Annotated in this window: 18 protein-coding genes and 1 tRNA gene; 10 read left to right on the plus strand and 9 right to left on the minus strand. The window is 67.8% G+C overall.

Annotated elements, in window-relative coordinates; translation table 11 throughout:
- The first annotated feature begins 28 nt into the window (after positions 1-28).
- The gene (gene hpf / locus ACIQC9_RS00240) at positions 29-691 is read left to right on the plus strand and encodes a ribosome hibernation-promoting factor, HPF/YfiA family (protein WP_400611486.1); all 663 of its coding nucleotides are present in this window, start codon (positions 29-31) and stop codon (positions 689-691) included.
- A gap of 77 nt (positions 692-768) precedes the next feature.
- Entirely contained in the window at positions 769-1,236 is a 468-nt protein-coding gene (locus tag ACIQC9_RS00245) for a PTS sugar transporter subunit IIA (RefSeq protein WP_400611488.1), read from the plus strand.
- A 1-nt stretch (position 1,237) separates the two neighbouring features.
- Here the strand turns inward: ACIQC9_RS00245 and ACIQC9_RS00250 are convergent, their stop codons facing one another.
- The 4 genes from ACIQC9_RS00250 to ACIQC9_RS00265 all read right to left on the minus strand — a co-directional run bounded on the left by ACIQC9_RS00250 (position 1,238) and on the right by ACIQC9_RS00265 (position 2,846).
- Entirely contained in the window at positions 1,238-1,501 is a 264-nt protein-coding gene (locus tag ACIQC9_RS00250; protein WP_400611490.1) for a DUF1150 family protein, read from the minus strand.
- Between the two features lie 85 nt (positions 1,502-1,586).
- Positions 1,587-2,006 (minus strand): Hsp20 family protein, encoded by a 420-nt coding sequence (locus tag ACIQC9_RS00255; protein WP_400611492.1) that lies wholly within the window; start codon positions 2,004-2,006, stop codon positions 1,587-1,589.
- A gap of 151 nt (positions 2,007-2,157) precedes the next feature.
- A tRNA-Ala gene (locus ACIQC9_RS00260) sits at positions 2,158-2,233 on the minus strand.
- Positions 2,234-2,378: 145 nt separating this feature from the next.
- Positions 2,379-2,846, minus strand: coding sequence for a TIGR02300 family protein (locus ACIQC9_RS00265; protein WP_400611494.1), 468 nt, complete (start codon positions 2,844-2,846; stop codon positions 2,379-2,381).
- Positions 2,847-2,981: 135 nt separating this feature from the next.
- On the opposite strand from ACIQC9_RS00265, the gene aroA reads away from it, so the two are divergent.
- From aroA to mscL, 5 genes are all read left to right on the plus strand, one after another.
- Positions 2,982-4,277 carry a 3-phosphoshikimate 1-carboxyvinyltransferase gene (gene aroA, locus ACIQC9_RS00270; protein ID WP_400615306.1) on the plus strand — a complete coding sequence of 432 codons (1,296 nt, stop codon included), beginning with the start codon at positions 2,982-2,984 and terminating at the stop codon, positions 4,275-4,277.
- Positions 4,274-4,924 carry a (d)CMP kinase gene (cmk, locus tag ACIQC9_RS00275; protein ID WP_400611496.1) on the plus strand — a complete coding sequence of 217 codons (651 nt, stop codon included), beginning with the start codon at positions 4,274-4,276 and terminating at the stop codon, positions 4,922-4,924. Before aroA ends, cmk begins: the two co-directional genes overlap by 4 nt.
- A gap of 156 nt (positions 4,925-5,080) precedes the next feature.
- Positions 5,081-6,778, plus strand: a complete 1,698-nt coding sequence (gene rpsA, locus ACIQC9_RS00280; protein WP_400611498.1) for a 30S ribosomal protein S1 — start codon at positions 5,081-5,083, stop codon at positions 6,776-6,778.
- 234 nt (positions 6,779-7,012) lie between these two features.
- Entirely contained in the window at positions 7,013-7,297 is a 285-nt protein-coding gene (locus ACIQC9_RS00285; protein ID WP_400611501.1) for an integration host factor subunit beta, read from the plus strand.
- Between the two features lie 17 nt (positions 7,298-7,314).
- Positions 7,315-7,731, plus strand: a complete 417-nt coding sequence (gene mscL, locus ACIQC9_RS00290) for a large-conductance mechanosensitive channel protein MscL (protein ID WP_400611503.1) — start codon at positions 7,315-7,317, stop codon at positions 7,729-7,731.
- Positions 7,732-7,735: 4 nt separating this feature from the next.
- Here the strand turns inward: mscL and ACIQC9_RS00295 are convergent, their stop codons facing one another.
- The gene (locus ACIQC9_RS00295) at positions 7,736-8,878 is read right to left on the minus strand and encodes an N-acetyltransferase (protein ID WP_400611505.1); all 1,143 of its coding nucleotides are present in this window, start codon (positions 8,876-8,878) and stop codon (positions 7,736-7,738) included.
- A gap of 163 nt (positions 8,879-9,041) precedes the next feature.
- Here ACIQC9_RS00295 and ACIQC9_RS00300 point away from each other — a divergent pair, with 163 nt between their 5' ends.
- The 3 genes from ACIQC9_RS00300 to ACIQC9_RS00310 are packed head-to-tail and all read left to right on the plus strand — an operon-like array spanning position 9,042 to position 14,486.
- Complete coding sequence (locus ACIQC9_RS00300; protein ID WP_400611507.1) at positions 9,042-9,695, plus strand: ImuA family protein; 654 nt, start codon at positions 9,042-9,044, stop codon at positions 9,693-9,695.
- Positions 9,601-11,205 (plus strand): Y-family DNA polymerase, encoded by a 1,605-nt coding sequence (locus tag ACIQC9_RS00305; RefSeq protein ID WP_400611509.1) that lies wholly within the window; start codon positions 9,601-9,603, stop codon positions 11,203-11,205. Before ACIQC9_RS00300 ends, ACIQC9_RS00305 begins: the two co-directional genes overlap by 95 nt.
- Before the next feature lie 35 nt (positions 11,206-11,240).
- Positions 11,241-14,486, plus strand: a complete 3,246-nt coding sequence (locus ACIQC9_RS00310; RefSeq protein WP_400615308.1) for an error-prone DNA polymerase — start codon at positions 11,241-11,243, stop codon at positions 14,484-14,486.
- Here the strand turns inward: ACIQC9_RS00310 and ACIQC9_RS00315 are convergent.
- From ACIQC9_RS00315 to ACIQC9_RS00330, 4 genes are all read right to left on the minus strand, one after another.
- Positions 14,480-14,680 carry a hypothetical protein gene (locus ACIQC9_RS00315; RefSeq protein WP_400611511.1) on the minus strand — a complete coding sequence of 67 codons (201 nt, stop codon included), beginning with the start codon at positions 14,678-14,680 and terminating at the stop codon, positions 14,480-14,482. The genes ACIQC9_RS00310 and ACIQC9_RS00315 overlap by 7 nt on opposite strands.
- A 3-nt stretch (positions 14,681-14,683) precedes the next feature.
- Positions 14,684-15,787 (minus strand): 4-hydroxyphenylpyruvate dioxygenase, encoded by a 1,104-nt coding sequence (hppD, locus tag ACIQC9_RS00320; protein WP_400611513.1) that lies wholly within the window; start codon positions 15,785-15,787, stop codon positions 14,684-14,686.
- Between the two features lie 110 nt (positions 15,788-15,897).
- Positions 15,898-16,920 (minus strand): NAD-dependent epimerase/dehydratase family protein, encoded by a 1,023-nt coding sequence (locus tag ACIQC9_RS00325; protein WP_400611515.1) that lies wholly within the window; start codon positions 16,918-16,920, stop codon positions 15,898-15,900.
- A 32-nt stretch (positions 16,921-16,952) separates the two neighbouring features.
- Positions 16,953-19,358 carry a glucan 1,4-alpha-glucosidase gene (locus tag ACIQC9_RS00330; RefSeq protein ID WP_400611517.1) on the minus strand — a complete coding sequence of 802 codons (2,406 nt, stop codon included), beginning with the start codon at positions 19,356-19,358 and terminating at the stop codon, positions 16,953-16,955.
- Positions 19,359-19,364: the final 6 nt, after the last annotated feature.

The raw sequence follows: 19,364 nt of genomic DNA on the forward strand, positions 1-19,364 counted from the left end.
CAAACGCATGCGGTCGCGTTCTATGAGCATGCAAGTCCAAGTGAGCGGCAAGCACGTAGATGTCGGCGAAGCGTTAGGCTCGCGCATCTCCCAGGAACTCGAAGACGGAGTCGGAAAATACTTCGAACGCGGCGGCCAGGACGCCGAGGTCGTGGTGTCCAAGGATGGCCACGGCTTCAAGGTGGACTGTTGGGTCCGCCTGGCGTCGGGGCAAAGCCTCGTCACCACCGGACTGGGCGGTGACGCCCATTCCGCCTTCAGCGACAGTCTCGACAAGCTCGAGAAGCGGGTGCGTCGCTACAAGCGCCGGCTTAAGGATCATCACATCGGTCCCAAGGGGCTCTCGCCCGAGAAGACCGAAAACGCCGCCCGCGACGTCGCCCGCAGCATCGTGTTGCGGAACCCTGACGAGGTCGAGGACGACACCTTCGGCGACGCCGGCAACCCGAACGAGCCTCCGCCCGTCGGCATGGTCATCGCGGAGACCGAAACCGAGATCCGCACCATCACCGTCGGCCGTGCGGTCGCGGAGCTGGACATGACCGGCTACCCGGTCGTCGTCTTCCGCAACGCAGCCCACGGCGGCGTGTCGGTTGTCTATCGTCGACCTGACGGCAATGTGGGCTGGATCGATCCGGAACGGACGACAAAGTCGCTGAACGGGTCGGCCAAGAACACGGTTACGGCATAAGGCTTCCCCCGGAAGGGCGGGTCGTCTAAACGGCGCCCGCCTGACCGGACCGGTCGGGATTGAGTCGGGGATCACCCATGGACATCGCGGATCTGCTTGCGAAGGGCGAAGTCGTCCTGCGCAGCGGCGCGTCATCTAAGCGTCAGGCGCTCCATGTGGTCGCCGAAGCCGCCGCGCCCCTGCTGGGGGCGACGGAAGGGCGCGTGCTCGAGGCCTTGCTGGAACGCGAGGCACTTGGCTCGACCGGGCTAGGTTCAGGCGTCGCCGCGCCTCATGCCCGGATCGAGGGCATCGATCGTGTGACGGCGGTCTTCGTGCGTCTGGATACGCCGGTCGCCTATGGCGCCGTCGATGACCGTCCAGTGGATCTGCTGTTCGCCCTCTTCGCCCCGCCGCGTGACGGCGCCGAGCATCTGCGTGCTCTCGCCGCGGTGTCGCGATCGATGCGCAATCCGGAGATCAGGGAACAGCTTCGTCAGGCCCGCACGGTCGATGCGATCCGCGCCCTGTTCGTCAAGGACGAGGCGCCGGCCACCGCCGCCTAGGTCAGTGAACGGACACGGGCTCCAGCTCGTGGGCCACGGCCGCGGCAAACGCCGTCTCACGATCCATCATGACCGCCAGCCGCTCTCCGTCCGCGCCATGCACCGCGTAGAGCACGGAGTCAGGGTCGATGGTGAAGCCGGGGGCGGTCGTCACCTCCGCGTCGGCGAGAACGTCCGAAGCCCGGATCTCGCGCACATAGACCAGATCCGGAGCGCCGAGCCCCTTCAGGTCTTCCTTGGTCATGATCATCATCGTCGGCGTCATCTGACCGCCTCCTTACACTTCAACTAACGCCGCGACGGCGTTCTTGGTTCGACCGCCCGCGGCGCGGTCGGGGAAACGACGGCTGTCAGCCCGTCGTAATGGGGATGCGCCGGATCGTGACGGCGTCTTCCGGCCGGGTCAGTTCGACATGGAGCAGGCCGTGCTCCAGTCGGGCCGCATCCACCTCCAGCCCGTCCGCGAGCACGAAGGACCGGACGAAGCCGCGCCCGGCGATCCCGCGGTGCAGGAAGGCCTGGTCGGCCTTCTCCACCGGTTCACGCTTGCCCTGGATGGTCAGCTGTCGCCCTTCCAGCGTCACGGTCAGGTCATCGGGGCCGAAACCGGCGACGGCCAGGGTGATGCGGACGGCATGTTCGCCGACCTGCTCGACATTGTAGGGCGGATAGCTGTCGGCGGCGGCGCGGGCCGCGCGATCGATGAGGGCGCGGGTGTGGTCGAAGCCCAGCAGGAAGGGACTGTCGAACAGGATGGTGCGCGTGGTCACGTCATGGCCCCCGAGGCAGGCTATGGAGCCGTCCCGCGCCCCGTGATCGGCGACGCGTCGGCCAGTGGGTCAAATGGGGGCTTCGAGCGTCAGCTTCAACTGCCATCCGGAAAGGACGAAGGCCCCGCGGGCGGTCCCGCGAGGCCTTCGATGGTGGAGCTTAGCGGAGTCGAACCGCTGACCTCTTGCATGCCATGCAAGCGCTCTACCAACTGAGCTAAAGCCCCGAACCTTTCGGTCGGTCACCGGAGAATGCGGCCCCCGGCGAGGCGGCGGAACCTATGTCAGGGGATTTCCCCGATCAAGCCCGGTTCAGCCATTTATTTTCAGGACGCCCGAACCGCCCGAAGACGGTCCGGGAACCCCCGAAAATCAGTCGTCGTCGCCGGCCGGCTTGACGAGATCTTCTTCAAAGCCGTCGTCGTCCTCGTCCTCGATGAAGGGAACGGAGTCGTCGTCCTCGTCGTCGTCGCCCAGCACGTCGTCGTCCTCGCCCGCCTCGCCCATGCCGGGCTCCTCGGTCGGGTCCACAGCGGCCTCGTCCTCGTCGTCCGGAGTCAGGATCGGCTCATGGCCTTCCTCGTCGATCTCCGGCGTCTTGACGGTATCGTCTTCCTCTTCGTCCTCGCCGTCGGCCGACTTGTCCTTGACCTGATCCTCGGCCTCGTCGTCCGCCGGATAGCCGGCAGGGCGGCCGCGGCGGTTGCGCAGCTTCAGGGCTTCTTCAGGATCGAAGTCCGTCGAGCACTTGGGGCAGTGGGCGGGACGACGGTTCAGGTCGTAGAATTTGGCCTGGCAGTTCGGGCAGACCTGCTTTTGGCCCAGTTCGGGATTGGCCACGGGGGCGCCTCTCACGGATGTCGGGAATTCGGGCGGCTCCCTTGCCACCCTATGGGGCCGCTGTCAAAAGCGTTCTCCGCGACGCCCGCGCCAGATTTCGCCTTCGGAGACCGCCGGGTGACGACCCCCTCCCATCTGACCGCCCGCCGAAGCCCCGCGCTGTCCGGCCGCGTGCGGGCTCCCGGCGACAAGAGCATGTCGCACCGAAGCCTGATCCTGGGCGCGATGGCGACGGGCGAGACGCGCATCGAAGGGCTGCTGGAGGGCGACGACATTCTGGCCACCGCCCGGGCCGTCGAGGCGTTCGGTGCGGTCGTCGAGCGTACCGGCGACGGCGTCTGGCGTGTGAAGGGGCGGGGCGAGTTGCGCACGCCGTCCGGCGTCATCGATTGCGGCAACGCGGGCACCGGCGTGCGGCTGCTGATGGGCGCGGCGGCGGGTTATCCGCTGACGGCGACGTTTGATGGAGACGGATCGCTGCGCAAGCGGCCGATGAAGCGGGTCACCGGCCCGCTGGCGCAGATGGGCGCGGGGTTTGGCTGGCTGGCCGATGAGGACCGGCTGCCGGTCGAAATCACCGGAGGCGCGCTCAGGGCGATTGATTATGAGCAGACGGTCGCCTCGGCGCAGGTGAAGTCCGCCATCCTGCTGGCGGGTCTGAACGCCGGGGGCGTGACCGCCGTCACCGAACGCGAGAAGAGCCGCGACCACACCGAGCGCATGTTGCGCGCCTTCGGGGCCGAGGTCGGGGTCGAGGATGTCGGCGAAGGCTGGCGCGTCATGGTGAAGGGCGGGCAGCCGTTGACCGGGACGTTCGTGGCGGTGCCGGGGGACCCGTCGTCTGCGGCGTTCCCGCTGGCTGCGGGCCTCATCGTTCCGGGCTCGGAAGTGACGGTCGAGGGCGTCATGCTCAATCCGCTGCGCACGGGCCTGTTCGAGACGTGGCTTGAGATGGGCGCGGACCTGACCATCACGAACCGGCGTCAGTCGGGCGGCGAAGAGGTCGGCGACGTCACCGCCCGCCACTCGACCCTGATAGGCATCGTCGTGCCAGAAGCCCGTGCCGCCTCGATGATTGACGAATATCCGATACTCGCCGCCACCGCCGCCTTCGCCTCCGGTGAGACAGTTATGCGCGGCGTTGGCGAGATGCGGGTCAAGGAGAGCGACCGCATCGCCTTGATGGTCGCGGGCCTGCGCGCCTGTGGCGTCGCGGTGGAAGAGGAGCCGGAGGGCTTCATCGTCTCGGGCGGTCCGGTCGCCGGCGGCGCAACGGTGCACACCGCCCATGACCACCGCATCGCCATGAGCCATCTGGTGCTGGGTCTCGCGGCCGATCAGCCGGTCCGGGTCGACGAGCCCGGCATGATCGCCACCAGCTTCCCCGGCTTCGTGGAGATGATGCGCGGTCTGGGGGCGGAGATCGCATGACGCGCGCCCTGATCATCGCCGTCGATGGCCCCGCCGCGTCGGGCAAGGGCACCATCGCAGCGCGATTGGCGAACCATTACGGCCTGCCGCATCTCGACACCGGGCTTCTGTATCGCGCGGTGGGCGTTGGGGTGCTGGAGCAGGGCGGATCGCTGGATGACCAGCAGGCGGCTGAAGCCGTCGCCCGGGCGCTCGACGCCGCATCGATCACGGCTGACGAGCGGCTGACAAACGGCGAGGCCGGCGAGGCCGCCAGCAGGGTCGCAGGCTATCCGGGAGTGCGCGCCGCCCTGCTGGAGCTGCAGCAGGCCTTCGCCTCACAGCCCGGCGGCGCGGTGCTGGACGGCCGCGACATCGGCACCATCATCGCTCCTGACGCCGCGGCCAAGCTGTTCATCACGGCCACCCCCGAGGTCCGCGCGACCCGTCGCTGGAAGCAGCTGACCGGGCGAGGCGAGACCATCGCCTACGAGGATATGCTGGCCGACATCATCCGCCGCGACGAGCGCGACGCCGGGCGCGGCGCCGCCCCCATGGTGCAGGCCGACGACGCGGTCTTGCTGGACACCACCGATTTGTCTATAGACGCCGCCTTCGATGCGGCCCGCCGTATCGTCGAGGCGGCGCGCGCGAAAAACGGTCTCTGAGATCGTCTTCGCAAATCCAACGCTCCCATCCTCGGCTTCCGCGGGCGCCCTGGCCGATTTCGCCTCGCATCCCGACGACCTGACTCTCCTTTCAAACCACCTCGCGCGGGGCCGTCCGGTCGCGCGCCACAGCCTTTCCTCCAACCCAAGAGTTACATGACCGATACCCTGACCCCCTCGCGCGACGACTTCTCGGCGCTTCTCGACGAAACCCTCGGCACCCGCGACCTCGGCGAAGGCCAGGTTGTCCACGGCCGCGTCGTCGGCATCGAAAAGGACATCCTGATCATCGACGTCGGTCTGAAGACCGAGGGCCGGATCCCGGTTCGCGAGTTCACCGCCGGCGACAACGCCAAGGTTCCGACCATCGGCGACAACGTCGAAGTCTTCCTCGAGCGCGTCGAGAACGCCCTGGGTGAAGCGGTCATCAGCCGCGACAAGGCTCGCCGCGAAGAAGCTTGGACCCGTCTGGAAGTCGTGTTCGCCGACGGCCAACCGGTCAACGGCACCATCGTCGGTCGCGTCAAGGGCGGCTTCACTGTCGACCTCGGCGGCGCCTCGGCCTTCCTGCCGGGCTCGCAGGTCGACATCCGTCCGGTGCGCGACGTCGCTCCGCTGATGGGCAAGGAACAGCCCTTCGCCATCCTGAAAATGGACCGTCCGCGCGGCAACATCGTCGTCTCGCGTCGCGCCATTCTGGAAGAAGCCCGCGCCGAACAGCGCACCGAGCTGGTCGGCCAGCTGCAAGAGGGTGAAGTCCGCGAAGGCGTGGTCAAGAACATCACCGACTACGGCGCGTTCGTGGATCTGGGCGGCATCGATGGCCTGCTGCACGTCACCGACATGTCGTGGAAGCGCGTCTCGCACCCGTCGCAGGTTCTCGCCGTCGGCGACACCGTCAAGGTCCAGATCGTCAAGATCAACCCGGACACCCAGCGCATCTCGCTGGGCATGAAGCAGCTGCAGGCCGATCCGTGGGACGGCGTGGAAGCCAAGTATCCGGTCGGCGCCAAGATGTCGGGCCGTATCACCAACATCACCGACTACGGCGCGTTTGTTGAGCTGGAAGCCGGCGTTGAAGGCCTAGTCCACGTCTCGGAAATGTCGTGGACCAAGAAGAACGTCCACCCCGGCAAGATCGTCTCGACCTCGCAGGAAGTCGACGTGGTCGTGCTGGATGTCGACGCCTCCAAGCGCCGCATCTCGCTGGGCCTGAAGCAGGCCCAGGACAATCCGTGGGACGCCTTCGTCGCCAACAACCCGATTGGCTCGACCGTCGAGGGCGAAGTCAAGAACGCCACCGAGTTCGGCCTGTTCATCGGCCTGGACAACGACATCGACGGCATGGTCCACCTGTCGGACCTCGACTGGAACGTGTCGGGCGAAGAGGCGATCCAACGTTACCGCAAGGGCGAAACCGTCAAGGCCAAGGTGCTGGACGTCGACGTCGAGAAGGAACGCGTCTCGCTGGGTATCAAGCAGCTGGGCGGCGATCCGATGGAAGGCGATACCTTCAAGAAGGGTCAGCAGATCACCGTCACCGTGACGGCGATCGAGACCGGCGGCATCGAGGTCAAGTTCGGTGAAGACGACGCTCCGGCGACCGCCTTCATCCGCAAGTCGGACCTGTCGCGCGACCGCAACGAGCAGCGCACCGAGCGCTTCTCGGTCGGCGACCGCGTCGACGCCATGGTCACCGGCATCGACAAGGCCTCGCGCCGCGTCTCGGTGTCGATCAAGGCCCTGGAGATGAAGGACGAGGCCGAGGCCATCGAACAGTTCGGTTCGTCGGACTCCGGAGCCTCGCTGGGCGACATTCTGGGCGCAGCCCTGAAGAACGCCGCCAAGGAGTAGGCGCTGAAGTAGCGGGACACCGGCGTCCCGCGATAGCGCAACAAAAAGAAGGCGGCCGGAGCGATCCGGCCGCCTTTTTCGTGCGTCAAACTGTTCAGCGAACGTCCGTCAGCGTAATTTTCGCCGTTAACTCTTTTTCCCGACGACGCCGGGGGTTAGGGTGTCCGGGCAGCCATGGGGATGCGCACCAATGGGCTTCAGGGTCTGGGTTTTTGACAGGGCGGGGGCCTTGGGATGATCAAGTCGGAACTGATCGACAGGCTGGCTGCGGAGAACACGCACCTGACCCATGCCGAGGTCGAACGCGTGGTCAATATCGTGCTGGGCCAGATGGTCGATGCGCTTGGCGAGGGCGGCCGGGTCGAACTGCGCGGCTTCGGAGCCTTCTCGGTACGGGGCCGTCCGGCGCGCGCGGGACGCAATCCGCGCACCGGCGAGACGGTTGACGTACCCGCGAAATCGGTGCCTTTCTTCAAGAGCGGCAAGGAGTTGCGCGAGCGACTGAACGCCGACGGCTGAAGACAAGGAGGCTCCGCATGGGTCTGGCGACCGAGTTCAAGGAATTCATTTCACGCGGCAATGTCATCGACCTGGCGGTCGGCGTCATCATCGGCGCGGCCTTCGGCAAGATCGTCACCAGCCTGGTCGAACAGGTGGTGATGCCGCCGATCGGTCTCCTGCTGGGGCGGGTCGATTTCGCGCATCTGGAATGGGTTCTGGTGCCCGAGAATCCGGCGACCGCGGATGTCGTCGAGAAGGTCGCGATCCAGTACGGCGCCTTCATCAACACCCTGATCCAGTTCCTGATCGTGGCCTTCGTGATCTTCATGGTCGTGAAGGCGATCAACAAGCTGCGCCGTCAGCAGGCGGAAAGCCCGGCGGAACCGGCCGCGCCGACCGCGACCGAGGCCCTGCTGGCCGAAATCCGGGACGAGCTGAAAAAACGCCCCTGAGGGCTCACGCCTTGGCCATCGAGGGCTGGACGCGTTCGCCGCGTCTCGCCCGGACCTGTTCGCCGATCGGCACGGGACGGAGGCAGGCCGCATAGTCGCCGTCCCAAGGCGTGGGCGACCACAGATTCACCGGTGCATCGGGGGCGAACTGAACATGGCAGTGCCCCCAGCCGCCCTCACGCCGTGCAGTTTCGGTCCATGGGCCCAGCCGCTCCAGCAGACGGGGCGACATGACCTGCAGCCGCACCTTGGCCGCGCCCAGCGGCCGGGCGGCGCCGGTTAGCGCCGTCATCAGGGTCGGAATGGCGTCGGGCTCGTCCGCCAGCGCCTGAAGGTCGAGAATCTCCAGCACCGGCGGCTCAAGGATGTTGGTCTTGGCCAGCATGGCCATGGCGTAGCCGGTGATCCGGCCCGCCCGTTCGAAAGCCAGCACAAGTGGCGGCAGGGTCTGGTCGGGATCGGCCAGCCGCCATGCAAGGGCCGCCGGACTGCGGTCGGCCAGCAGGGCTCCGTCGGCGGCCAGCGCTTCCCAGAAGGCTGCGTACCGGGAGCTCTCGTGCGGCCGGTCGAGGCGGGTGACGCCTTCGGGCAGGGAGAACCGGGCTTCTCGCCCCAGCCTTCCGTTCATCAACTGCTCGCCCATTCCCGACACCGGGCCGGGCGCGATCTTCAGGGCCAGCTTCAGCGCCCGACTGACGGCCAGCGGCGCCAGATCGACTGGCCAGCTCAGCTTCAGGGCATGGGTCTCCGCCGGCCAGGCTTGCATGCCGAACAGCGGATAGATGGGTTGGGACAGGGCGTTGGCGTTCAGGGTGTAGGCCGCGAACACGCCCGGCTGGCTCAGGAAGGTCCGGATCAGTTTTCGGCTGGCCCCCTTGGCGGCGGGCGAGACGATGATCGAGAAGCCGGTGGCGCCGTGCAGGGTCCGCTCTCCCAGCCGGAACCGGTGAACCAGATTGCCGACGTGGGCGGTCAGGGCTCCGTCTCCGGTCTCGACGACCCAGCCCGCCGGCGCGCCCAATTCCGTCCGCGCCGGATTGTCGAAAAGCCAGCGCCACCCGGCCGGCGACCGTGCCGGCCAGCCGACCTGACGGTGCAGGGCCTGAACGCCTGCAAGGTCCGATAGCAGGACAGGTCTGAGGTTCATGCGGTCAAGGTTCCGTGCCGTTTCGGGCCGCTCCGCGCCAATGCGAGCCCGCGATGCAGAAGACGGGCCAGCCGAACGCCGTGATCCGGAGAGTCGCGGCTCGTGATTTGACTCTTTCAAACGGTGAGAACAAACAAGGAACAACTGCGTTTCCCAGACTCTCATGACCTCCATTCCCGCCCTTTCCAAAGCTCCATTTCCCGACGCCCCTGCGGCGCTGGAGGAAGCCTGTGTGGCGGGACCGGGAGACGTGGCGGCCATGCTGTTGTTCGCCTTGTCCCGAAGACGGGAAGGCGATGACCGGCCCGTGCTTATGGCGGCCCCGCGCGCATGGTTCATCGAGCATGGCCGGCCTTATGGTCCGGGTCTGCCGGACATCGCCTTCGTGCTGACCCCGACGGCCACACCGGCGGAGGCGCTGTGGGTGCTGGAACAGGGGCTGCGGTCCGGTGCCGTGTCGCTGGCCCTCGGGGCGGTGGATGGGGCTTCCCTGACCCAGACCCGTCGGCTGGGCTTTGCGGCGACACAGGGAGAAGCGACAGGGTTGTTGATCCCCCGGACGCTGGACGGGCTCAGCGCCGCCAGCCGACGTTGGCGGATCGCGACGGCGCCCAGCGCAGTCGACCCTGACGATCCGCGCGCGCCCGGCCCGGTGCGGCTGATCGCGGACCTTGTACGCGCCCGGGCAGAACGGCCCGGCGCATGGATGCTGGAGCAGGATGATGAGACGCATCGTCTCCGTCTGGCTGATCGACTGGCCGATTTCGGTCCGCCGCCGATCGCTGGAACGGGTGCGGCGTCCGGCCTCGCCGCCTGACCCCGCGCTCGACCCTCGTAATCCCTTCGCCCTGATCCTGAAGAACAGCCGGGGCGCGGCGATCCTGCATGCCCTGAATCCTGCTGCGCGGGTGGCGGGCCTGTCGCGCGGTCAGGCCCAGGCCGACGCCCGCGCCATGATCCCCCATCTGATCGCCCAGCCGGCCGATCCCGCCGCCGACCTGCGCGCGCTGACGGCGCTGGCGGAGTGGGCCGAGCGCTGGTCGCCGTCGGTCAGCGTCGATACGTCCGGCGACGGTCTGGAAGGTCTGTTCCTCGATGTCACCGGCGCGACGCATCTGTTCGGGGGCGAGGCGCAGCTTCTGGAACAGATCCGCTCCCGTCTGGCGGAGGCGGGGGCGACGGCGCGGGTGGCCATGGCGCCCACGCCCGGCGCAGCATGGGCCCTTGCGCGCTACGGCGAAGGCCATGCCTCCATCGCTGCGGACGAGACCGTGCGCGACCTGCTGGCGGACCTGCCGGTCGATGCGCTTCGGGTCGACGACCGCACCCTGACGGCCGCCCGCCGGTTCGGCCTCAAACACATCGGCGATCTCTACCCCATGCCCCGCGGGGGTCTGGCCCGACGCTTCCGCGAAGTGGACGGGGTCGGGCTGGTCAGGCGGCTGGATCAGGCGCTCGGCTTCGTCGGCGAAGCGCTGACACCCCTGCGTCCCCTGCCGAAATACCGGGCGTGGGAGGCCTACGCCGAACCGCTCGGCGACATCGAAGGCGTCGAAAGCCGCCTGCCTGAGCTGGCGGACCAGCTTATCCGGCCGCTGGAGCGCGACGGCCATGGCGCGACCGCTCTGACCCTGACCGGCTTCCGCACGGACGGCGGGGCGACGCGGCTGTCGGTGCGGATGGGTCGGCCGGGGCGGGAGATGAAGCCGTGGCTGCGGCTGTTCCGCGAGGCGGGACTGGGGCGGCTGGAGCTGGGCTTCGGTCTGGACGCCCTGATGCTCACCGCGGACGAGGCGGAGCCGCTGGCGGCGCGACAGGCGACGATGGCCAACCAGGCCGAGGCGCGTCAGGCGGAAAGTCTGGCCGACCTGATCGACCGCCTGACCGCCCGTCTGGGCGAGGCGCGGGTTCTGACGCCGGAGCCGGTGGACACATGGATCCCTGAGCGGGCGGAGCGACTGACGCCGGCTCTGGGTCGCCAGCCTGCGCCTGACCGGACCGGTGTCGGCCGCCGCCCCATTCTGATGCTGGACCCGCCGGAACCTGTGGAGGCCATCGCCGAACTGCCTGATGGCGCGCCCGCTCGCTTCACCTGGCGGCGGCTGTCGCGGCGGGTGGTGCGCTCGGACGGGCCGGAGCGTCTGTCGCCGGAGTGGTGGCGGCCCCGACCCGATGATCGACTGGCCCGCACGCGCGACTACTACCGTGTCGAGGACGCCGACGGCGCCCGCTACTGGCTGTTCCGCGAGGGCCTGTACGGCTGGGATTACACAGGCCAGCCCGACGAACGCGCGCCGTCGTGGTGGATGCACGGGATGCTGCCGTGAGCGTGTGGTCGGGCCGGTACGCCGAGCTGGGAGCCATGACCAACTTCAGCTTTCTGGAGGGGGCGTCCCATCCGGCCGAGCTGATGCATCAGGCCAGATCGCTGGGTCTGGCCGCCGTGGGCGTGGCGGACCGGAACACGATGGCGGGTATGGTGCGGGCGCTGATGGGGGCGGAGGAGGTGGACATGCCTCTGGTCGTCGGCTCCCGCTTGCGCTTCACCGACGGGACGGAGCTGATCGTCTTCCCACGCGATCGGGCCGCCTACGGACGGCTGTGCCGGTTGCTGACGCTGGGCAAGAGCGAGGCCGTGCCGCAGGACGGCGCGGACGCCGACGGAGAGCGGATCGAGAAGGCAGAGACGCGTCTGACCTTCGAACAGGCGACCGGTCTGGGCGAGGGGATGATCGCGCTGGTCCCTTCGCCCGAGCGGCCCGACGCGGCGTTCGAGGAGCGGCTGGCGGCGTGGAGGCAGGCGTGGCCCGACGACCTCTACCTGGCCGCCTCGCCACTGTGGCGCGGCGACGACCGGCGGCGGCTGACGCGACTGGCCGCCATGGCGAGGCGCACCGGTGCGCCGATGATCGCCACCAATGCGGTCCTGTATCACCACCCCGACCGGCGCACCTTGCAGGACGTCCTGACCTGCATCCGCGAGGGCGTGACCATCGACAAGGCGGGCCGCCGGCTGCAGGCCAACGCCGAACGCTATCTGAAGCCGGTGAGCCAGATGGCGCGGCTGTTCAAGGGGCATGAAGGGGCGCTGGAGCGGACCCTTCAGGTGGCCGAGGCGTGTCGCTTCTCCCTGCGTGAGCTCAGCTACCAGTACCCCGACGAGCCCGTTCCCCCGGGATACTCGCCCCAGGGATGGCTGGCGCGCCTGACCCTGAAGGGCGCCCGGATGCGATGGCCGGATGGCGTACCGGCGGGCATACGCCAGACGATCCTCAAGGAGCTCCGGCTGGTGCAGGAGCTGAACTACGCGCCCTACTTCCTGACCGTCCACGATGTGGTCCGCTGGGCGCGATCGCGGCCGGATCCAATCCTGTGCCAGGGGCGCGGTTCGGCTGCGAACTCGGTGGTCTGCTTCTGCCTCGGGATCACCAACGTGGATCCGACACGGCAGGAAGTCCTGATCGAACGGTTCATCTCCTCGGAGCGATCCGAGCCGCCCGACATCGACGTCGACTTCGAACACGAGCGGCGCGAGCAGGTCATGCAGTATGTCTACGACCGCTACGGCCGTGACCGGGCGGGGATCGTGGCGACAATCATCCATTACCGGCCCCGGTCCGCCATACGGGATGTCGGCAAGGCGCTGGGGCTGACGGAGGATGTAACGGCCCGGATGGCGGACACGGTCTGGGGGTCGTGGGGGTCACGGGTTGAGGACACGCACGTGGATCGAACCGGGCTCAGCCGGGACGACGTGCGGATGAAGCTGGCGCTTGATCTGACCGCCGAGCTGATCCGCTTTCCCCGCCACCTGAGCCAGCATGTCGGCGGCTTTGTTCTGAGCCAGACGCCGCTGATGGAGATCGTGCCGATCGGCAACGCCGCCATGGCCGACCGGACCTTCATCGAATGGGACAAGGACGACATCGACTTCCTCAAGCTGATGAAGGTCGATGTGCTGGCGCTGGGCATGCTGACCGCCATGAAGCGGGCCTTCCGCATGATCGGCGAGACCTACGGGCGACAGCTCCCGGACACCGCCGCCGTGCCTCCCGAGCGACGCGGGGTCTACAGCATGCTGCGCAAGGCGGATTCCCTCGGGGTCTTTCAGGTCGAGAGCCGGGCCCAGATGAGCATGCTGCCCCGGCTCCAGCCGGTCGAGTTCTACGATCTGGTGGTTCAGGTCGCCATCGTCCGCCCCGGTCCGATCCAGGGCAAGATGGTGCACCCCTATCTGCAACGGCGGGCGGACAGACGGGAACATGAAAAGCTGCACGGTCCGGGCAGCTATCGTTTTTCCATGCCCGGGTCGCGCGACGACCCGGATGAACTGACCAAGGTCCTGCACAAGACACTGGGCGTGCCCTTGTTTCAGGAGCAGGCGATGAAGATCGCCATGACCGCGGCCGAGTTCACCGGGGCGGAGGCCAACGGCCTGCGCCGCGCCATGGCGACCTTTCGGCACAATGGCACGATCGGAAACTACGAGACCCTGATGGTCGGGCGCATGATCAGGCGCGGCTACGATCCGGAGTTCGCCCAGCGCTGCTTTGATCAGATCAAGGGCTTTGGCGAATACGGCTTCCCTGAAAGCCATGCCTGCTCGTTCGCCCATCTCGTCTATGTCTCGGCATGGGTGAAGTGGCTGTATCCGGACGTGTTTGCGGCCTGCCTTCTGAACAGCCAGCCCATGGGGTTCTACGCTCCGGCCCAGATCGTTCGCGACGCCCGCGAGCACAAGGTCGAGGTCCGGCCTCCTGACGTGGGCCACAGCGACTGGGATGCGACGCTGGAGGCACGGCCGAAGCGACGTCGGCACGCCCTTCGCCTCGGTCTGCGCGCGATCGACGGCTTCCGCGAGGAGTGGGCCCTGAAGATCATGGCGGCCCGTACCCACGCACCCTTCCGCGACCTCGACGACCTTCGCCTGCGCGCCGGCCTGCCTTCCCGCGCGCTCGACCGGCTGGCGGAAGCCGACGCCTATGGCTCGCTCGACCTCACCCGCCGGCAGGGCATGTGGGCCGCACGCGGTGTGGCCGCCGATGCGCCGGCGCCGTTGTTCGAGGCCATGGGGCTGGTCGAGGCCGACGGCCGGCCGCCCGAGGCCCTGCCGAAACTGGCGCCGTCAGAGGAGGTGGTCAGCGACTACCAGACCATCCGCCTGTCGCTTAAGGGCCATCCGGTCAGCTTCCTGCGCGAGAGACTGGCGGGCGTGGGGGCGCTGACGGCGACGGACTATACGGGGGTGGCCAACAACCGGCGGGTCAAGGTCGGCGGTGTCATTCTCGTGCGGCAGAGGCCCGGCACGGCCAAGGGCGTCTGCTTCATCACGCTGGAGGACGAAACCGGGGTGGCCAATCTGGTGCTGTGGCCCGACGTGTTCGAACGCTTCCGCCCGACGGCCATGGGCGCGCGGATGGTGCTGGCGACCGGGCGGGTGCAGACCGCCGAGGGCGTGACCCACCTTGTGGTCGAGCATCTGGAGGACTGGACGCCCATGCTGGGCTACCTCAGTCAGGACCAGACGCGGGGTTCCGGCCATTCGCCATCGCGAGGCAAGCATCCGCGCGACGTGCGCGTTCTGCCCGGCTCACGCGACTTTCACTGATCCTGACGCCCGCGCCGCCAGCGCCACACGCGCGTGGCGATTATGGGAATGAAGCCGCAGACCAGCGCCGCGATCAGCACGGTCCAGAAGCCGCCGCCCAGACCGAAGCGACCGACCAGCGCGCCGACCACCGCCGCCACGACCGGCCCAAGCCAGGGCAGCCACGACGGCGGTCCGAAACGGAACGCCGCCACCGATCAGGCGTCCACCTTGATGACGCCGCGCCGGATCTGGTCCAGCTCGATCGAGTCGAACAGGGCCTGGAAGTTGCCCTCGCCGAACGCCTGGTTGCCCTTGCGCTGGATGATCTCGAAGAAGATCGGACCGAAGGTGTCCTGGGTGAAGATCTGCAGCAGCAGGCCGTCCTCGTCCGATCCGTCGATCAGGATGCGGTTCAGCCGCATGCGGGCGACGTCGTGGCCGTGACCGGGCAGGCGTTTGTCGATCAGGTCGAAATAGGTGTCGATGGTGTCCTGGAAGGGAATGCCGCGACGCTTCATTTCCTCGACGGTCTCGAAGATGTCGTCGGTGGCCAGGGCGATGTGCTGGATGCCTTCGCCGTTATAACGGCGCAGGAATTCCTCGATCTGGGAGTTCTCGTCCTGGCTCTCGTTCAGCGGGATGCGGATGGCGCGGTCGGGCGCGATCATCGCCTGCGACAGCAGGCCGGTCGCCTTGCCCTTGATGTTGAAATACTTCTGCTCTTCGAAGTTGAAGACGTCGCCGTAGAAGCCCGACCACGTCCTCATCTCGCCGCGGCGCACATTGTGGGTCAGGTGATCCAGCAGATACAGCCCGACGGAGTTCTTGCGCTCGGCCTCCTCCCAGCCCTCGATCTCGTTCCAGCCGTCATACAGCGAACCGCCGTCGCCATACTGGTCGACGATGTACAGCAGCGAGCCGCCGATGCCCTGCAGGATGTAGGGATAGCCGCCGCCCAGGGCTCCGCCGTCATGGCCTTCAGCCGGGCGGGCGCCGCGCGACACCGCGCCGTCATAGGCCGCCTTCGCATCCGAGACGCGGAAGGCCATGCCGTTGGCCGAAGGGCCGTGATCCGCGGCGAACGCCGCCGCCTGTCCCTTGGGCGAGCGGTTCACCAGCATGGTGATGTCGCCCTGCTTCAGCCGGACCGCATCGGTGGTCGGGTTCACGTGCGTCCGGGTGAAGCCCATCAGCTCCAGACGGGCGATCATCGCCTCGGGCTCCGGGCCGGTGAACTCGACGAACTCGAAGCCGTCCACGCCCAGCGGGTTCTCGGCGTCGAGGCGGGCGGCGGCTTCCGATTGGGGCGCGTCATGCATGGCGGCGTCTCCTGAGATTTGTCCGGCCCTGTGGCCTTTGCGGCGGAACCTAGTGACGGCGAGGCGCGAAGCCAAGCCGGGCGCCTGTCACAGGTTGGTGGGCGGCGCGCTCAGACGCCGTAGAACTGGCGGTACCAGTCGACGAAATTACGCACGCCCACGTCGATCGGCGTCTTCGGATCATAGCCGAGGGCGTCGCGGGTTTCGGTCACATCGGCTTCGGTGCGGGTCATCTCGCCTTCCTGGGTCGGCATGACGTTCAGGATGGCCTTGCGGTCCAGCGCGTCTTCCAGAACCGAGATGTAGCGCGACAGCTTTTCCCGGCGACCGGCGCCCAGGTTCAGAATGCGCCATGGCGCAACGCCGCTGGTCGCCTGACCGGGGGCATCCGCGCGCCAGTCGGGGTCGGCGGTCGGGACATCATCGAGCGCCGCGATGACTCCGTCGACGATGTCATCCACGAAGGTGAAGTCCCGCTCCATCAGACCGTCGCCATAGACGTCGATCGGGCGGCCTTCGAGGATGGCGCGGGTGAACTTGAACAGGGCCATGTCCGGCCGGCCCCACGGCCCGTAAACTGTAAAGAACCGCAGGCCCGTCGTCGGGATGCCGAAGATGTAGGCGTAGCTGTGGGCCATCGCCTCATTCGCGATCTTGGTCGCCGCATAAACGTTGAGCGGATGGGCCACCCCCTGCTGAACGGAGAACGGCAGGGCGGCCGAGGCGCCGAAGACCGAGCTGGTCGAGGCGAATACAAGATGCCGGGCCTCGACGGCGCGGCAGCCTTCCAGCACGGTCAGGAAGCCGACGACGTTGGAGTCGACGTAGCTTTCGGGATTCTCGACGCTGTAGCGAATGCCCGCCTGCGCGCCGAGGTGGACGACCCGTCTGGGCCTGTGACGCGCGAACAGCGCGGCCATGCCGTCGCGATCCGCGAGGTCCAGCGTGTGATGGGTATAGGCCGGATTGGGCGTCAGCTGATCCAGCCGCGCCTGCTTCAGCGCCGGATCGTAATAGCTGTTCAGGTTATCGACGCCGACCACCGTTTCGCCGCGCGCCAGCAGGCGCATGGCGGTGTGGAAGCCGATGAAGCCGGCGGCGCCGGTGACGAGAACGGGACCCTGATCGGTCATCCGTCCTCGTTAGACCGCGCCGTCACGACGCGCTAGCGCCCGTACCGCTCGGCGACAATGTCGTAGCGGTCCCAAACCTTGCGGTCGGCCATCGAGCGCAGAAGCTTCACATACTCCGCATGGGTCCATGCGAGCGGGGTCGCCGAGTTGGTGCCCTGACCGGCGCGGTACTGGTGCGGGGTCGGGTCGCCCACGCCGTCCCACGCCTGTTCCGGCAAAAGCAGGCCGTCGTTGGCGAAGGACTCCATGCCGTGCACCCAGGTCTGGCGGATGCCGTTCAGCTGCGCATCCATCCAGCCTGTGTCCGCGGACGGCAAGGCCAGCAGGGACGCCAGCTCATAGTGCCCGCGCTCGCCGGTGAAGAAAGGCCACAGCCGGCCGCGCTGGCCGGCGTGCATCTGACCGCCCACGCCGTAGTTGCCGCCCGTGTCGGCCTGCTCGCCATAGCCGTCGTTGCCATAGCGCCGGTAAGCCGGAACGCCGTTCACGTCATAGCGGACGCGGAAGCGGTCCTCCCGCGTCTGGTCGTCGTACTCGGGCATGGTGGCCGTGATCGAGGCGGCGTCAGCGGGGCGGACGCCGTAGCGGACCAGTTCGAGGAAGCCGCCGTCGATAATGCGATCCTCGGGCATGGCCGGCTGGCCGTTGTTCTCGCCGATCGGGGCCTTGTCGTTCGGGTCCTCGTTGCGGCTGATGCGCATGAAGTAGCGACCGTCGCCCCACTCGCCCGCGGTCGTGAACATCCGCGCCTCGACCTTCGACTCATAGTCGTCAGCGGCGGCCTGATAGCGGCTTGCCGAGGCCGCGTCGCCGGAGGCGCGTGCGATGTCTGCGGCGGTGACCAGACCGGCGATCACGGCGGCGGTCGTCGAAGGGGAATAGCCCTCCTGCTCCTCCCACCGCTCCTGCTGCGTCCAGGGCGGCGTGATCTGGCGGTCGTTCCACAGCAGGCCGACCTTGCCGCCGTCGACGAGGAAGTCGGCCGCCGGCTTGATCATCTGGCCAAACATGCGGGTTATCTCGGCGTCGGAGACCAGACCGGCCTTCCACAGCTTCCAGCCCAACATGATCGGCATGGCGGTTTGATCCAGCTGGACCCCGACCCATTCGATTTCGCCATCGACGTGCGTCTTCTGCAGGAACCAGCCGGTCGCACCGCTGTTCCCCGGCGTCTCCGCGTCGACCTGCACCTGCGGCAGATAGCGAAAAGCGGCCAGAGGCGTCTCCGTGTCGCCCAGCGCCAGCAGGGCCATCGCCACCTGATAGAAATCGCGCGGCCAGACGGCCTTGTAGCCGGTCGAGCTGTTCGTCGCGTCGACCGTGTCGCCCCACGGGTTGCTGAGCGAGGCGATCAGGGCGCCGGCGTGGGTGCGGTCCTCCTGCGTCTTCAGCATCAGGGCCGAGGCCCAGGCCAGCTTGCCGCCGTCGGTGGACTGCTCGGCGATCCGGGGAAGGTCGGTCAGGGAGGCGACGTAGTCCTCCCAGCCGATGCGCTCACCCTCGCCGTTGAAGCGGGACAGCACCTCGTCGAGGCCGGTCCGCAGGCTGGCTTCCGCAGACGCCTCCGCCCGCGCACGGGTGTCCCCGAAGCCAATGACGAAGTCCTGCACCAGCGTCTCGCCCTCGGCGAGCGGCGTCAGGGCACCGGTCAGCATGATGTTGCCGCCCGTCTCGCCAGTGGTCCGGTAGGTCTGATCCAGCGATCCGTCGACGAGGTCCTCAAGACCGTCGGAGGCGCCGACGAAACCGACGCTGGCCCTGGTGAAGGGACGATCGGTCAGGAGCGCCAGATGGACGTCGCCCTCGGACGCGTACAGGGCGCCGTTGCGGATCCAGTTGTTCGCTCCGTCCTGAACCACGCCCCCGGCGACGGCCTCGCCCCGGTCGCCGACGCCGGTGTTGGCGATGTGCGGCTCCAGCAGCAAGTAGGGCGTCACGGAGCCCTTCAGCGCCCGGATCGTGGTGCGCACGATCATGGCCTGACCGTCCGGATCGGTGAACAGGCGCTTCTCGATCTCGTAGCGCCCGGCCTTGTCGGCAATGACGACCCGATAGGCCGGCGCCAGCGGCCGGCCCTGCGCGTCCACATGCAAATACTCAGTGCGGCTATCGGTGTCAGTTCCTTCGACTGACAGGCCTTCAGGCGTGACGATCGCGAAGCGCAGTTGCTTGATCTGGGCCTCGTGGATCAGGCCCCACATGGTCTCGGTCAACACGCCGTCAGCGACGGAGAACCAGACGCGCGACACCGCGCCGGTGGGCCCGCCATCCTGGTACCGGCCGTCCACATAGGCCTCGTAGGAGGCTCCGGCGCCGGTCTTGGCGGCATTGACCCATGTCGGAATGTCGCCTGGCGCGCCGGGCGCGGTCTGGGCGGACGCAGCGGTGGCGATGGCGGCGAGGGCGACGCCGGCGGCGAGGCGGGACAGGATACGCATGGGTAA

The organism is Brevundimonas sp. NPDC092305, from assembly GCF_044755415.1.
Taxonomy (GTDB): Bacteria; Pseudomonadota; Alphaproteobacteria; order Caulobacterales; family Caulobacteraceae; genus Brevundimonas.